Genomic DNA, 14,706 nt, shown 5'->3' with positions numbered 1-14,706 from the left:
GGACAGCAACACGGAGTGCCACCCACACCCACGGTCCGTCATGGGACAGCCGGCTCATCACGGCCTGCACCCCTTCGAGTAGACCGGCGCCACCGCGTCCTTTGACTGCCTTCAGACAGCCCCCGGGACGCGACCGGGCGACGGACGGCGAAGCGGCCGGCGCGCCCCGAGGGTGACCCGACACATAAGGAGTGCGCGGTGACACCGGATACGACGAATCGCGAGCAGCGCCCCAAGGACCGCACGGAGCGCGCGGGCCGCCGGCCAGGAGAACTCGGAAGCCTCGACGTGTGGGCGCGTTCCGCCCCCATCCGTCTCGCCGGCTACGAGGAGGACCTCGCCGAGCCCCACATCCTGCCCAGCGTCGACTGACCGGACGGGATCTCGCGATCGCCTGCCGCAGGGGTGTGCGTGCGCCACACCCCTGCGGCCCGCGTTGCCTCAGCTGAGCGGCGCAGTTCGCCGCCAGGGCCGCAGCTCCTCCAACTGCTCCGCCAACGACAGCAGTTCGCCCTCCGTGCCCGGCCGCCCCACCAACTGCACCGCGGTGGGCGCCCCCGAGGGCAGCGTCCCGAACGGCACCACCGCCGCGGGCCAGCCCGCCAGGTTCCAAGGCGGCGTCAGCGGCGAGTAGTTGGTGTTCACCAGCAGATTGCTCAGCCACCCCCGCTCATGCCACGGGCCCGCCTTCGGCGAGCGTCGCGCGAGCGCCGGCGTGAGCAGCACGTCGTACTCCGCGAAGAACGGCTCCAGGCGGCTGCGCAGTTGCTCCCGCGCGGTCCCGCCGCGCACCGAGCCCAGGAAGCGCCGGCCGACGGCCGCGTGCACCCGGGTGCGCCGGGCCAGCAGCCGGGAGTCAAGCCCCTGGGCGTCCACGGCCGTGCCCGCCGTCCAGTGCGCGAGCGAGGTGACACCCAGCGACAGCGGGTACGGCGGATCAGCCCGTCGCACCCGATGCCCGGCCCCCGTCAGCGCCCCGGCCGCCTCGCGCGCCGCCCGCACGTACGGACCGCTCACCGAGACGCCGAGCAGGGGACTGCGCACGGACACGGCGATCCGGCGCGGCTCCCGCTCCCCGGATTCGGCGATGCCGGCCCCGGCGTCGGCCAGGACCGACAGCATCAGCCGGGCGTCCGCCACCGTCGTCGCCAGCGGACCGTTCTCCGACATCCCGAACCAGTCGCCCTCACCGATGCCCGCCGGCACCACCCCGTGGCCCGGCTTCACCGTGACCAGGCCGCAGTTGGCGGCCGGAATGCGCAGGGAGCCCATGCCGTCGTTGCCGAGCGCGACGGGGACCATCCCGGCGGCCACCGCCGCCGCGCTGCCGCCGGACGAGCCGCCCGCCGTGCGCGAGGTGTCCCAGGGATTGCGGGAGACGCCGTGGACGCCCTCGGTGGTGCCGAAGACGCACAGCTCCGGCACGTTCGTCAGCCCCACGACCACCGCGCCGGCCGCGCGCAGCCGGGCCACCGTGACATGGTCCTCCCCGGCGGGCGCGTCCGGTGTCGCGGCGGAGCCGACCCGGGTGGACTCACCGCGTACGGCGAGGTTGTCCTTGACCGCCACCGGCACCCCGGCCAGGGGCAGTTCGGCGAGGTCGGTGCGGGCGGCCACCTCGTCGGCCTCGGCGAGCGCGGCTTTCGACCGCACCACGCGGAACGCCCCGATCCGGCCGTCCAGCCGCTCGATCCGGGCGAGATGCGCCGCCACCGCCTCACGCGGCGTGACCCGCTTCTCCCGTACGGCGGCGGCGATCTCCACGGCGGTCCGTCCGGCCCACTCGGTCACAGGCGCTCCCTCGATGTGCGGTGCTGTGCGGTGCCCTCGCGCGGCATCCGGTACTACTGGCGAGTACGTGTGGGAGAACTGTGCCCGCTGTCCTCCCTCCCGTCGAGGGGCCGCCCGGCACGGGCCGTTCCTCCGCCTCCGCCACCTGCGCCGACGCGGCGACGCGTCGTGGCGCGCGGGGTGTCGCGACCTGCCGCCGGTCTGGTATCCATGCGGCATGGCACGCATGAGCGACTTCGAGGGGATCGCCGCCCTGGTGACCGGCGGCGCCTCCGGTATCGGCCGGGCCACCGCCGAACTGCTGGCCGAGCGCGGCGCCCGGGTCGCCGTCCTCGACCTCGATCCGACGGGCGTGGAGCCGCCGCTGTCCGGCCACCGTGCCGACCTCGCCGACGACGCCGCCGTGCGCGCGGCCGTCACGGCCGCCGTCGCAGAGCTGGGCGGGCTCGACGTGCTGGTCAACAACGCGGGCGTCGGCGCCCTGGGCACCGTCGAGGACAACGACGACGCCGAGTGGCACCGCGTCCTGGACGTCAACGTCGTCGGCATGGTGCGGGTGACCCGGGCGGCCCTCCCGCACCTGCGCCGCTCCGCCCACGCGGCGATCGTCAACACCTGCTCCATCGCCGCCACCGCCGGACTGCCCCAACGGGCGCTCTACAGCGCCGCGAAGGGCGCCGTGTACTCCCTCACCCTCGCCATGGCCGCCGACCACGTCCGCGAGGGCGTCCGCGTCAACTGCGTCACCCCGGGCACCGCCGACACCCTCTGGGTCACCCGGCTGCTCGACGCCGCCGACGACCCCGTCGCCGAACGCGCCGCACTGGAGGCCCGCCAGCCCCTCGGCCGCCTGGTCAGCGCCGCCGAGGTGGCCGGCGCCATCGCCTACCTGGCCAGCCCCCTGTCCGGCGCCACCACCGGTACCGCCCTCGCCGTCGACGGCGGCGTACAGGGCCTGCGGCTGCGCCCGCCGGCCGACCGGTGACCGCCCTCGGCCGAAGCACCGTCCAGGTCGGCCCGCTGGGTCTCGGCGCCGCCGGAATCGGCAACCTGTACACGGCGATGAGCGATCGGCAGGCGTACGACACCGTCTCAGCCGCCTGGCTGCGCGGCATCCGCTACTTCGACACCGCGCCGCACTACGGTCTCGGCCTGTCGGAACGCCGGCTCGGCGAAGCCCTGCGGCAGTTCCCGCGGGAGGAGTACACCGTCTCGACGAAGGTGGGCCGCCGACTGGAACCGGCGGGGCCCGCCCACGAGCACGGCGACGACCTCGCCGACGGCTTCGCGGTCCCCGCCGACCACCGCCGCGTCTGGGACTTCAGCGCCGACGGCGTCCGCCGCACCCTGGAGTCCAGCCTCGAACGCCTCGGCCTCGACCGCGTCGACGTCGTGTACCTCCACGACCCCGACGACCATGCCGAACAGGCCTTCCGCGAGGGATATCCGGCGCTGGAGCGGCTGCGCGGCGAAGGCGTGATCGGCGCGATCGGCGCCGGCATGAACCAGGCCGGGATGCTCACCCGGTTCGTCCGCGAGACGGACGTCGACGTGGTCCTGTGCGCCGGCCGGCACACCCTCCTCGACCAGCGCGCCTCGGCCGAACTGCTGCCGGCCGCCGTCGAACGGGGCGTGTCGGTCGTCGTCGGCGGCGCCTTCAACTCCGGCCTGCTGGCCGACCCGAGGCCGGGAGCGACGTACGACTACGCCCGTGCGGACGCCGGGACGCTCGCGCGGGCGCTGGCCATGAAGGAGGCGGCCGAGCGGCACGGCGTCACGCTGCGCGCCGCCGCCCTCGCCTACTGCGCGGCGCACCCCGCCGTCGCGAGCGTCCTCGTGGGCGCCCGCTCGTCGGCCGAGGTCCACGACTGCGCCGACCAGTTCGCCACCCCGGTGCCCGGCGCGCTGTGGCGGGAACTGCGGGAGACGGGACTGCTGCCGGACGGCGGCGTCTACGGCCGGTGAGCCGTCGTCGACAGCCGGGTCGGGGGCAGGTACTCGCGCACGAACGTGCGCTCCCAGCAGGCCCCGCTCTCCCGCAGCTCGCGCCAGGTCGTGTACCGGTAGCGGAAGAGACGGGCGCGGACGTGACGCGGAGGCGTGCCGGGCGGGAAGGGGGAGCGGCGCAGCAGCGCGAGGGTGTCGCGGTCGTCCTCCAGGAGCCGTTCCACCAGCGCGCCGAACCAGGCGCCGGCGTAGGCGGGGGAGAGCGCGGCGAACCACATCATCCAGTCCAGCCGCAGATGGTAGGGGGCGAACTGGCGCGGCCAGCGCCGGGGATCGCCCGGCTTGCCCCGGAACTCGTACTCCCGCCAGTCGGAGTCCTCCCGGGGCGTCTCGTCGAGCGTGCCTTCGACGATCACCTCGTAGCGGACCCGGCTGACGCTGCCGAACGCGCCGTAGGTGTTGACCAGGTGCAGAGGGTCGAACGAACGGTTCATGACCTGCCCGCGGGAGAGCATGTTGAGCACCGGGCGGTGGCTGAGGAACAGCAGGAACGCGGCGACGGCCAGCACCACCACGACGTACCACAGCGGGGCGGCGGGAACGGGCGGCGGATCGGCGGGCAGGGCGAGCGCGGGCACGGCCAGCACCACGGTGATCCAGTTCAGCCAGGAGAAGTTGCCCGACAGCACCAGCCACAGCTGGGTGAGGATCATCAGCGCGGCGGCCGCCGTCGCCACCGGCTGGGGCGTGAACAGCAGGAAGGGCACGAACAGTTGCGTGACGTGGTTGGCGGCGACCTCCACCCGGTGCAGCGGCTTGGGCAGATGGTGGAAGAACCAGCTCAGCGGGCCGGGCATGGGCTGCGTCTCGTGGTGGTGGTCCAGACAGGTCAGCTTCCGCCAGCAGGGATCGCCCCGCATCTTGATCAGGCCGGCGCCGAACTCCACCCGGAACAGGATCCAGCGCAGCCCGAACAGCACCACCACCGGCGGCGCCACCTCGTCGTTGCCGAGGAACACCGCGAGGAACCCGGTCTCCAGCAGCAGCGACTCCCAGCCGAAGCCGTACCAGGTCTGGCCGACGTTGACGATCGACAGGTACAGCGCCCACGGAGCCAGCCACAGCAGCATCGCGCCCCACAACGGCAGCAAGCCGTCCAGCCCCGCGAGCAGCGCCGCCGACAGCGCGCAGCCCGTCCAGGCGCACACCGCGAAGAACCGGTCGGAGTAGTGCCGGTGGAACAGGCTCGGCGCCCGCCGGAACGGAACCCGCGCGGTGAAGCTCGGCACCGGCAGCATCCCCCGCTCGCCCATCAGCGCCCTGAACTGCCGGGCCGCCGTCAGGAACGCGACGAGGTACACACCGGCCAGGGCCCGCTGGAAGACCAGCCGGCTCGTCCAGTACTCGGGTGAGGTGAACCAGTCCACGGCCGTAAGGCTCCCTTCTCCCCGCCCGCCCCGCTCACGGCGCGTGTTCCTCGCCAGGGCCTGGGTAACCCGGGGCCCGGGCCCGCGCAAGCCGGGACGCCGGCCCGGCCCCACTCGAAGATTCGGACAAATCCTGGCAAGGTGGGCCCATGGTTGATCGGGGAGCGAGCGAGCTGTCCCTCCCGGACGACTGGCCCACCCACCCGGATCCGATCCTGGCCCTCAACCGCATGGGCGGCTTCGACTGGGACCTGGACGCCGGGCTGTTCCACATGGACGCCCGCGCCCACGCCATCTTCGACGTACGCCCCGACGAATACGACGGCCGCCCGGAGAGCCTGGCCCCGCGCATCCCGGCGGCCGAGGCCATCCGCCTGGACGCCCTGGTCGCCCAGGCCATCAAGGACGGCAGCGAGAACTACGGCGTCTACTTCCGGATGCGGCTGCGCGACGGCCGGCTGCGCTGGACCCACACCCAGGGCTACATCCGGCGCGACGACACCGGACGCCCGCGCCGCATCATCGGCATCGTCCGCGACGCCACCGACGAACTGCGCGACCTCGCCGCCCGCCGCGACGAGGCCGCCCTGGACGACGCGCGGCGCGAGCAGACCAACGTCGTCCAGCTCACCACGGCCGCCCTGGCGCACGCCCGGACCGTGCAGGACGTCATCGACGTCCTCAAGGACACCCACGGCCTCACCCACCTGGGCGCGACCAGCCTGGTCATGGGCCTGGTCGAGGCCGGCCGCATCCGGCTGATCGCCGAGGGCCCCGAGGGCAGCTTCGTGCCCGGCACCCTCGTCACCGGCATCGACGAGCCGTACCCGATGAGCGAGGTCGTGCGCACCCTCACCCCCCGCTTCATCGAGTCGCCGGACGAGTTCGCCCTCGGCTACCCCATGCTGTGGCCGCATCTCGCCGACCTGGAGATCACCTCGGCCGCCTATCTGCCGCTCATCGTCCAGGCCCGGCCGATCGGCGCGGTGGGCCTCCTCTACAACGACAGAGAGGGCTTCACCCCCGAGGAACGCAACATCCTCGTCGCCCTCGGCAGCAGCATCGCCCAGTCCCTGCAACGGGCCATGTTCTACGAGCAGGAGAAGGACATCGCCCAGGGCCTCCAGCAGGCCATGCTGCCGCGCACCATCCCGAGCGTGCCCGGCGCGGACGTCGCCGTTCGCTACCGCGCCGCCACCATCGGCGGCTCCCTCGGCCGCGACATCGGCGGCGACTGGTACGACCTGATCCCGCTGCCCGGGGGCGACTCCTCCCGGGGCGGCCGGGTCGGCGCCGTCATCGGTGACGTCCAGGGCCACGACACCCACGCCGCCGCCGTCATGGGCCAGCTGCGCATCGTGCTGCGCGCCTACGCCGCCGAGGGCCACACCCCGGCCACCGTGATGGCCCGCGCCTCCGTCTTCCTGCACGAACTCGACACCGACCGCTTCGCCACCTGCCTCTACGCCGAGGCCGACCTGTCCACCGGCGTGGTCCAGGTGGTGCGGGCCGGCCACATCGACCCGCTGGTCCGCGGCGCCGACGGCGTCTGCCGGCGGATCTCCGTGCCCGGCGGGATGCCGCTCGGCCTGTCCGCCGAGTTCCGCAGCCTGGAGTACCCGGTCGCCACCCTCGAACTCGACCCCGGGCACACCCTGCTGCTGTGCACCGACGGGCTGATCGAACAGCCCGGCGCCGACCTCGACGACGGCATGCGGGCGCTCATCGAGCTGATCGTCGAGGGCCCCGACGACGTACGCGGACTCGCCGACCGGCTCATCGAGGTCGCCGAGGAGCGCGGCGGGGACGACGACGTGGCCCTCCTGCTGCTGCGCAGGCGGGGCGCGGACACCCCGCCCGGCGGCGGCCGGCTCCAGCAGCACGTCGCGCCCGGCGATCCCGAGGCCCTCGCCGGGGCCCGGCACATGATCCGCGCCGCCGTGCGCGCCTGGGGCGGCCGCGAGCGCTCCGACGAGATCGAGCTGGTCGCCGATGAACTCGTCACCAACGCCCTCATGCACACCGAGGGCGCCGCGATCGTCACCCTGCGGGTCCTCGTCGGCGAGGGCCGCCGGCTGCGGGTCGAGGTCGAGGACTCCTCCAGCGCCCTGCCGCGCCGCCGCGAGGCGGGCGTGTCGGGCGTCTCCGGGCGCGGCCTGCTCCTGGTCGACCTGCTCGCGGACGCCTGGGGCGTGGAGGCGCGCGGCGGCGGCAAGTGCGTGTGGTGCGAGTTCGAGGTCCTGCCGGGCCCGGAGCGGACCTGAGGACCCGGCTTTCCGGTGGCACTCTGGACCTATGCCGGAACTGCCCGAGGTCGAGGCGCTCAGGGACTTCCTCACCGAGCACCTGGTCGGCCACGAGATCGTACGCGTCCTGCCCGTCGCGATCAGCGTCCTGAAGACCTACGACCCGCCGCTGACGGCCGTCGAGGGCCACCGGGTCACCGCTGTGCGCCGGCACGGCAAGTTCCTCGACCTCCAGACCGACGACGGCCTGCACCTCGTCACCCACCTGGCCCGCGCCGGCTGGCTGCACTGGAGGGACCGCCTCCCCGACGGCCCGCCCCGGCCGGGCAAGGGCCCGCTCGCCCTCAGGGTCGCCCTGGAGACCGGCGAGGGCTTCGACCTCACCGAGGCCGGAACTCAGAAGCGCCTCGCCGTCCACCTCGTCCGGGACCCGCGCGAGGTGCCCGGCGTGGCCCGCCTGGGCCCCGACCCGCTCGCCGCCGGCTTCGACGAACAGCGCTTCGCCGCCCTCCTCGCGGGCGAACGCCGGCAGCTCAAGGGCGCCCTGCGCGACCAGAGCCTGATCGCCGGCGTCGGCAACGCCTACAGCGACGAGATCCTGCACGCCGCGCGGATGTCCCCCTTCAAACTGGCCGCCTCCCTCACCCCGCAGGAGGTCCACGTCCTCTACGAGGCGCTGCGCACCACGCTCACCGAGGCGGTCGAACGCTCACGGGGCGTGGCGGCCGGGCGGCTCAAGTCGGAGAAGAAGAGCGGTCTGCGCGTCCACGGCCGCACCGGCGAGCCGTGCCCGGTCTGCGGCGACACGATCCGCGAGGTCTCTTTCAGCGACTCCTCGCTGCAGTACTGCCCCACCTGCCAGACAGGCGGAAAGCCCCTGGCGGACCGCAGGATGTCCCGTCTGCTCAAGTAGCCGCCCGGCTCACACCCATTTGTTCGCGATGGGATACGCGATCGCCGCCAGCAGCGCCAGGACCAGCGCCGGGATCGCCAGCAGTCTGGCTGCCCACGCCAGCGACCTCGTCGTGCCCGGCGCCGACGGCCGGCGCCGGGTGGGGCGCGCGGTCAGGTCGTGCCGGGCGAGCGCGCCGAGGATCAGGGCGCCCGTCGCCGTGGCCAGGGCGACGGCGAGCGTCGTCGCGACGCCGAACGCGCCGAGGTGCTCTCCGAGGTCGCCGCTGTGGCGTCTGAGATCGGCGGCGGCCTTGGCCTTCACTCCGGCCCGCACCACCGCGCCCACGCAGACCAGGGCCAGCGCCAGCGCCGCGCCCGCGAGCAGCGGGGCGCGCGCGGAGGGGCGCGGCGCCGACGGGGTGGGCGTCGCGGGCGGGGGCGGCCGTCCGGGCGTCGCGGCCGAGGCCGGTGACGCCGTCGAGGCCGGTGAGATCGACACGGTCGGCGGCGACGAGTGGGGCGTCGCCGGCGAAGTCTGCTCCGGCGGTGATGACGACGACGGCGGCCACCGCGGAGGCGGGGGAGGCGGGGGAGGTGCGGGCGGCGGCGCCTGCGTCGGCTGGACCTCCGCCTCGACGCGCAGTACCGCCTCGCCGGCGGCCCCCTTCAGCAAGAGGTCGCCGACGAGACGACCCGGCGTGGACGTGTCGATGCTCACGTCCAGCCCCTCGCGGGTCTCTTCGGTCCGCATCCAGTCACCCGCGGGATGCGCGGTGCAGCTGCGGGCCAGCGGTGGGCCGAGCAGACGGACGCCGCGGTGCGGCGCCGCCGAGCCCTGCCGCAACCGGCCGAAGTCCAGCCGTACCGGATCGGGCCGCAGCTCGGTCCTGGCCAGGGCCCGCCGCGCCTCGTCCGCGACCACCCGGATGTCGTTGTGCTCGATCTCCTCCAGGGCCAGGCGCGCCCCCAGCGCCAGGGAGAGGTCGGGGCTCTCCACGCATGTGTGCAGCTCGGCGACGGCCCCCAGACGGGCGTAGAAGTTCTGGTCCTCCATCGCGGCGCGCAGGGCCGGCGGGATCTTGCGGGGCACGACGCGCCGCCGCCGGCTGTGCGCCAGGTACATGTCGCCCTGCATGTCGACGGTGCGGCCCGGGGTCTGGTGGGGGTTGCGCTGTCGCACGTGGTCGAAGACGTACTCGTACAGCTCGTCGAGGGAGATCTCGCCGTCCGCGTCGAGGTCGGCCTCACCGCTGGTGAGGCCCTCGACGACCGCGTGGGTGAACAGCGAGGGGCGCGGCGCGGCGCCCTCGGCCAGTTCGGAGCCCTCGAAGGCGTACTCCATGGCGTCCGAGGCGGTGATCACCGCCCAGCCCCGGCCGCCGCCCAGCTTCTCGCCGGCGAAGGAGTCCAGGACGTTCAGGTCGCCCCCGGCCCGCACGCCGGAGGAGCCCCGCGAGAACGCGCCGCCGTAGCAGCAGTCCAGGAAGAGCACGGTGCGGCGGGCCCTCGTTCGGGTCATGCAGTGGCGGACGAACGTGGCCGAGACCGCCGTGGCCTCCAGCAGCCGCGGTTCGGTGTCGCGGGCGGCGAAGTACAGGTGGCCGGACTCGCTCTTCAGGCCGTGGCAGGAGAAGTGCAGCATCAGCGTGTCGTCGCGCCGGCCGTCGGAGAAGAAGCGTTCGACCGTCCGCCGGATGGCGTGCGCGGGCTCGTTCCTCAGCACGTCCACGTCGAAGTCGCCGATCTGGGGATCGCCGAGGACCTCCGCGAGCGCGACGGCGTCCTGCGCCGGCGCCTTCAGCTGTCGCAGCCCCCCGTCCTCGTAGCGGTCGTTGGCGATGATCAGCGCATGCCGGGGCCGGTCCATGGGGTGTTCACGTCCCGACGGTGGAATGGCGGCGGACGAACAGGTCGAAGGCCTCCGTCACCTGGTCCGCCGTCGCCTCGGAGATCTCCAGGACGTCGTCGTCCATGGTCAGCCTCAGGGAGGGGCGGGACTCGCCGCAGCGGGCGCGCCATGCGCGGACGGCGCTCAGCACCTGCGTCAGCGCGCCGGCGCTGCTGCCCAGGCTCACCAGGAGCGCCCCGATGGTCTCGATGCCCATGGCGCGTGTGCCGGGCGGGGGCTCGCCGCCGGGGACGGCTCGCACGTCGTCCACGTCGAGCCGCAGGAGTTCCTCGCGCAGACAGCCGGTCAGGTAGTCGACGTCCTCGGCCTCGGCGCCTTCCTCGGTCAGGAGGATCCGCAGGGTGTTCTCCACCGGACAGCCCCTTCTCGACGAGGTGCTCGCGGGCGGCGGCGCAGGGCCGGATCGGTGGCGGTGCGGCGTGACGACGGCTCCGCGCCCCTCACACCAGTCTCCGCCGTCACCCGGACGGTCGCAAATTGCGTCCGGGGCTTTGACTCGCCCTGTTCGGGGGCTACTTGGCGTTCAGGCGGACCAGGGGCTCGCCGGACATGGTGCGGACCTCGTACCAGGCGACCTCGTCGGGGTGGCGGGCGCCGCCGCCCTGCATCGTGTTGGGGCGGGCGTCCTGCCGGGGGACGGTCCAGCTGGTGATGGTCTCCTCGGTGCCGTCGTGGCCGATGGCGACCAGATGGCAGGCGCGCGGGCCGGCCGCGTCCTTGACCTTCAGCTCGACGTGGCTGCCGTAGACCTCGTCCTCGATGGTGACCTCGGCCCACACGCCGGTCTTCTCGTCGGTCGCGGTGACCCGGACCGCGTCGTCCCCGCCGTCGCCCGCCGTCATGGCCAGCGTGGGTGCGGCGAGCGCGATCACCACCGAGGCGGCGACGGCGTACAGCAGCCGGCGGCGGACGGCCCGGTGCCGGGTGGCCACCTCGGCCAGGAGCTTGTCGAGCATCCGGGGGCCGGGCCCGGCGAAGGGGTGCACCGTGCGGGGCGTCGCCCGCCGGTACAGCATCATCTGCCGGGTGGTGGGACCGAACTCAGTGACCTGTGCCGCGCATTGAGGACACTCCATGAGGTGGTCCTCGAAACGGAAGGCCTCCGCCTCGTCCAGCACGCCGAGCGCGTACGCGGCGACGTCGCGATGCCTCTCCAGGGACCTCATGCCGAAACCTCGTGCCGTTGGGTGCCAGTGGGGTTACTCCTTGCTCCCACCGGTACGCACCCGGCAGCCGAATCACTCAAGGCCCGTACCAAATCGTGACCCAGGCGTTCGGAGCGGCCGGGCCCGCGGATTGGTCGGAATCTAAAAAAGATGGATGGCGAGATGACCGAGGGGCAGCCCGAGCTGCCAGGCCGGGGTCCACACCTTGGGTCCCTCGTCCTCGCCGCCCCCCGGCGAGCCGCCCGGCACGGCGTTCAGGTCGGGAGCGAGCAGCTCGGTCTCCTCCAGCCAGCGCCAGGCAGCCGCCGCCAGTTCCAGATCGGGTGCGGGAGCGTCCGACTCGGCTGCCAGCAGGGTGAGTTGATCCATCCGTTCGGCCACCCAGTCCTGCCACGGCTGGTCGTAGGCGGTCAGTGAGAGCCAGGTCTCCAGCTGGGTGACGACCCGGATGCCGGAGAGTTCGCCGTCTGTGTCGGACAGGAAGATGGTGAGCGCCAGAGCGTCGCGCCCGGCGCGGAACTCGAAGGACGTCGGCGGCATGAGATCGCCGGTCCGCAGCAGTTCGTCGGCGATGTACTCGGCGTACAACCAGGCCATGGGGACGGTCAGTTCGCCGTCGGCGCCGTCCGTGCTCTGATGACCTCTGTGCTGCATCCCTTCCTGCCTTCCTCCGGTGCGAGCGCGTCACCCGATGCCGGGGCCCGGGGCGACGGGCCCCCTCGGGAACACGGATAAGGACACCCGATTACTCAACAGGGGTCCTCGGCAAGGCGCTTTACGGAGGCTTGACCCGTCCGTGGGTTTCAGCGCAGGTCGGCCGCGTATCCCGGTAGCACCCGGCGCAGGGCGCGCAGCGCGTAGTACGCGCGGGACTTCACGGTACCCGGCGGAATGCCGAGGGCTTCGGCGGCCTCCGCCACACTGGCCCCCTGGAAATACACCAGCACCAGGACTTCACGGTGCTCCGGAGTGAGTGTCTTCACAGCCTCGCGTACATCGAGGGTCGCGACGGCCCGCTCGGCGTGGTCGGCGCACACCGGCGCGTTCTCCAGCACCGCGTCCCCGACCTCCGCCGGCCGGGCCTGCCGGGCCCGCCGCGCGTCGATCGCGAGCCGCCGCCCCACGGTGAGGAGCCAGGGCCGGACGGAGTCGAACGCGTCGGCGCGCAGTGCCTCGGGGTGCTGCCAGGCGCGCACCAGGGTCTCCTGCACGAGGTCCTCGGCGCGCTGGCGGTCGCCGTCGCACAGCCTCAGCAGCAGCGCGAACAGCGGCCTGCCGTGCTCGCGCTGGAGCGCGGCGAGCTCGTGCTCGGCGGTCGTCGTCCGGGCGGGGAGGGTGGCCGGTGCCGTCATGGCCGTATGGCACCGCAGGGCGGCCGGAAGGAACAGGCCACGCACACGGGTCTGCGACGGACGGTCGATCGCGTCGACGAACGGTTCGACGAACGGTCCGGGCTACGCCGATCGCGCGCATCGCGCCGGACGCCCGGGAGTGCCGGGCCCTACGCATCCCGTACATGAATTACTAGTAATACGTGCTCACATATGACAATTCATGGGAAACGGGGTGATCCGGTGATCGGCCGCAGACATCTGGTGGCCCTGGTCCTGACCGGGGTCCTCACCGCGGCGGCCGCCTGCCAGGCAGACGCCCGCCGGCCCGCCGCGCGCGCCGGCCGGCCCGCCCCCGCCGCCACCGCCCGCACCTTCACCCTCGTCGCGTCCGGGGAGGTCGTCCCGCACACCTCGGTCATCGAACGGGCCCACGCCGACGCCGGCGGGACCGGCCACGACTTCCGCCCCATGTTCGAAGGCGTGCGCACCCTCGTCTCCGGCGCCGACCTGGCCCTGTGCCACATGGAGACCGTGTACGGCGCGAACGGCGCCTACAGCGGCCAGCCCGTCTTCCGGTCCCCGCCCGAGATCGCCGAAGCCCTCGCGGCCACGGGCTACGACGGCTGCTCCACCGCCTCCGAACACAGCCTCGACGACGGCCCCGACGGCGTCCGCCGCACCCTGGACGCCCTCGACGGCGTCGGCGTACGGCACGCGGGGACCGCCCGCACCGAGGCGGAGGCGAACGGCGTCACGCTCCTGCCCGCCGGGCCCGCGCGGGTCGCCCACCTCGCCTACACCCACGACACCGGCGGCAACCCCGTGCCGCCGGACCGCCCCTGGACCGTCAGCCGCGTCGACCAGAACCGGATCGTCGCCGACGCCAGAGCCGCCCGCCGGGCGGGCGCCGACGTGGTCGTGGTCTCCCTGCACTGGGGCACCGAATGGCAGGAGACGCCGGACCGGCAGCAGATCGCCCTCGCCAAGGCGCTCACCGCCTCCCGCACGGGCGGCCGCCCCGACATCGACCTCATCCTCGGCACCCACGCCCATGTCCCGCAGCCCTACGAGAAGGTCAACGGCACCTGGGTCGTGTACGGCATGGGGGACCAGATCGCCGGCCAGACGGTCCGCAACGGCGTGCCCGACCCGCGTGCCGGCCAGTCCAGCGTGGCCCGCTTCACCTTCACCCGGCCCGCCCGGCCCGGCGGCCGCTGGGAGGTGACGAAGGCCGCGTTCGTCCCGTACGCCTACGACCTCGACGCCGGCCGCACCGTCGACCTCGACGAGGCCCTCGCCCGGGGCGCCGACGTCCAGAGCGTCCGCGACCACATCCGCACCGTCGTCCTCAGCCGGGGAGCGGCCGGGCAGGGCCTGACAGCCGGCTGAGGGCTGTCCAGCGCGTGGTGAGCGGCCGCCGCGCAGGGGCGGCCGCCACGAAGCGTCTCTACGGCACCACCGTCACCGGCCAGCGCCCCGCCCTCACCAGGCGTACCGCCACCGAGCCCACCAACCGGTGGCCCGCCTGCTCCGAGGCTCCCACCACCACCGCGTCGGCCTTCAGTTCGTCCGCGGCCCGCACCAGGCCCGAGTAGGGGTCGCCGCGGAACGTGTGGAACTCCCAGCGCACCTCGAACAGCCCCCGGTGCCGCTCGGCGGCCTCCCTGATCTGCGCCACGATGTCCTCGGCGATCTCCTCGGAGACCTCCGCGACCGGCGCCCCGAGCACCGCGCCCGCCGCCGTCACCGGCTGCACGTACACCACGGCGAGCAGCGCGTGCTGACGCCGGGCCAGACCCCCGCGTAGGCGGCGGCCCGCAGGGAGGAGTCGGAGCCGTCCACGCCGGCCACGATCACCTTCGGCCCGTCCGTGCCCCGTTCGAATCCCTGTTCCCGCTGCTCCGTCACACCCCGAGGCTATCCAAGCCGTGCCCGCGCCGGACCCGCCGGGGCCGCCCACCGCGGCGGCGGCCCGCGCCCACGACCCCGCCC

At 73.8% G+C, this 14,706-nt stretch carries 13 protein-coding genes and 1 pseudogene; 6 read left to right on the top strand and 8 right to left on the bottom strand.

Going from position 1 to position 14,706, the window contains the following annotated elements:
- The first annotated feature begins 198 nt into the window (after window positions 1-198).
- Entirely contained in the window at window positions 199-372 is a 174-nt protein-coding gene (locus ACIRS4_RS28800; protein WP_351096346.1) for a hypothetical protein, read from the top strand.
- A 69-nt stretch (window positions 373-441) separates the two neighbouring features.
- Here ACIRS4_RS28800 and ACIRS4_RS28795 read toward each other — a convergent pair whose 3' ends face one another.
- Window positions 442-1,791, bottom strand: coding sequence for an amidase (locus ACIRS4_RS28795; RefSeq protein ID WP_404201533.1), 1,350 nt, complete (start codon window positions 1,789-1,791; stop codon window positions 442-444).
- Between the two features lie 226 nt (window positions 1,792-2,017).
- Between ACIRS4_RS28795 and ACIRS4_RS28790 the strand changes: the two genes are divergently transcribed.
- Window positions 2,018-2,776 carry an SDR family NAD(P)-dependent oxidoreductase gene (locus ACIRS4_RS28790; protein ID WP_404201673.1) on the top strand — a complete coding sequence of 253 codons (759 nt, stop codon included), beginning with the start codon at window positions 2,018-2,020 and terminating at the stop codon, window positions 2,774-2,776.
- Window positions 2,773-3,756, top strand: a complete 984-nt coding sequence (locus tag ACIRS4_RS28785) for an aldo/keto reductase (protein WP_404201531.1) — start codon at window positions 2,773-2,775, stop codon at window positions 3,754-3,756. Before ACIRS4_RS28790 ends, ACIRS4_RS28785 begins: the two co-directional genes overlap by 4 nt.
- Here ACIRS4_RS28785 and ACIRS4_RS28780 read toward each other — a convergent pair.
- Complete coding sequence (locus ACIRS4_RS28780; protein WP_404201529.1) at window positions 3,744-5,165, bottom strand: lipase maturation factor family protein; 1,422 nt, start codon at window positions 5,163-5,165, stop codon at window positions 3,744-3,746. The two genes, ACIRS4_RS28785 and ACIRS4_RS28780, sit on opposite strands and share 13 nt — an antisense overlap.
- Before the next feature lie 149 nt (window positions 5,166-5,314).
- Between ACIRS4_RS28780 and ACIRS4_RS28775 the strand changes: the two genes are divergently transcribed.
- Window positions 5,315-7,429 carry a SpoIIE family protein phosphatase gene (locus ACIRS4_RS28775; RefSeq protein WP_404201527.1) on the top strand — a complete coding sequence of 705 codons (2,115 nt, stop codon included), beginning with the start codon at window positions 5,315-5,317 and terminating at the stop codon, window positions 7,427-7,429.
- Window positions 7,430-7,460: 31 nt separating this feature from the next.
- Entirely contained in the window at window positions 7,461-8,324 is an 864-nt protein-coding gene (locus ACIRS4_RS28770) for an Fpg/Nei family DNA glycosylase (RefSeq protein WP_404201525.1), read from the top strand.
- Window positions 8,325-8,333: 9 nt separating this feature from the next.
- Here the strand turns inward: ACIRS4_RS28770 and ACIRS4_RS28765 are convergent, their stop codons facing one another.
- The 5 genes from ACIRS4_RS28765 to ACIRS4_RS28745 all read right to left on the bottom strand — a co-directional run bounded on the left by ACIRS4_RS28765 (window position 8,334) and on the right by ACIRS4_RS28745 (window position 12,732).
- Window positions 8,334-10,172, bottom strand: coding sequence for a caspase domain-containing protein (locus ACIRS4_RS28765; protein WP_404201523.1), 1,839 nt, complete (start codon window positions 10,170-10,172; stop codon window positions 8,334-8,336).
- Window positions 10,173-10,179: 7 nt separating this feature from the next.
- Entirely contained in the window at window positions 10,180-10,566 is a 387-nt protein-coding gene (locus ACIRS4_RS28760) for a hypothetical protein (protein ID WP_404201521.1), read from the bottom strand.
- 160 nt (window positions 10,567-10,726) lie between these two features.
- Window positions 10,727-11,380: a zf-HC2 domain-containing protein gene (locus ACIRS4_RS28755; protein ID WP_404201519.1), complete on the bottom strand. Its 654-nt coding sequence runs from the start codon at window positions 11,378-11,380 to the stop codon at window positions 10,727-10,729.
- Window positions 11,381-11,521: 141 nt separating this feature from the next.
- The gene (locus ACIRS4_RS28750) at window positions 11,522-12,034 is read right to left on the bottom strand and encodes a hypothetical protein (RefSeq protein ID WP_404201517.1); all 513 of its coding nucleotides are present in this window, start codon (window positions 12,032-12,034) and stop codon (window positions 11,522-11,524) included.
- A 149-nt stretch (window positions 12,035-12,183) separates the two neighbouring features.
- Window positions 12,184-12,732: a sigma-70 family RNA polymerase sigma factor gene (locus ACIRS4_RS28745; protein WP_404201515.1), complete on the bottom strand. Its 549-nt coding sequence runs from the start codon at window positions 12,730-12,732 to the stop codon at window positions 12,184-12,186.
- Window positions 12,733-12,954: 222 nt separating this feature from the next.
- Here ACIRS4_RS28745 and ACIRS4_RS28740 point away from each other — a divergent pair, with 222 nt between their 5' ends.
- A complete protein-coding gene (locus ACIRS4_RS28740) occupies window positions 12,955-14,103 on the top strand; it encodes a CapA family protein (protein ID WP_404201513.1) in 1,149 nt (382 codons plus the stop codon).
- Between the two features lie 58 nt (window positions 14,104-14,161).
- Here the strand turns inward: ACIRS4_RS28740 and ACIRS4_RS28735 are convergent.
- A pseudogene (locus ACIRS4_RS28735) lies at window positions 14,162-14,622 on the bottom strand (universal stress protein).
- Window positions 14,623-14,706: the final 84 nt, after the last annotated feature.

This window comes from Streptomyces sp. NPDC101166 (assembly GCF_044768125.1).
Lineage (GTDB): Bacteria > Actinomycetota > Actinomycetes > Streptomycetales > Streptomycetaceae > Streptomyces.
Note: the sequence above shows the minus strand (reverse complement) of the source record. Positions and strands in the feature narration are given on the sequence as shown.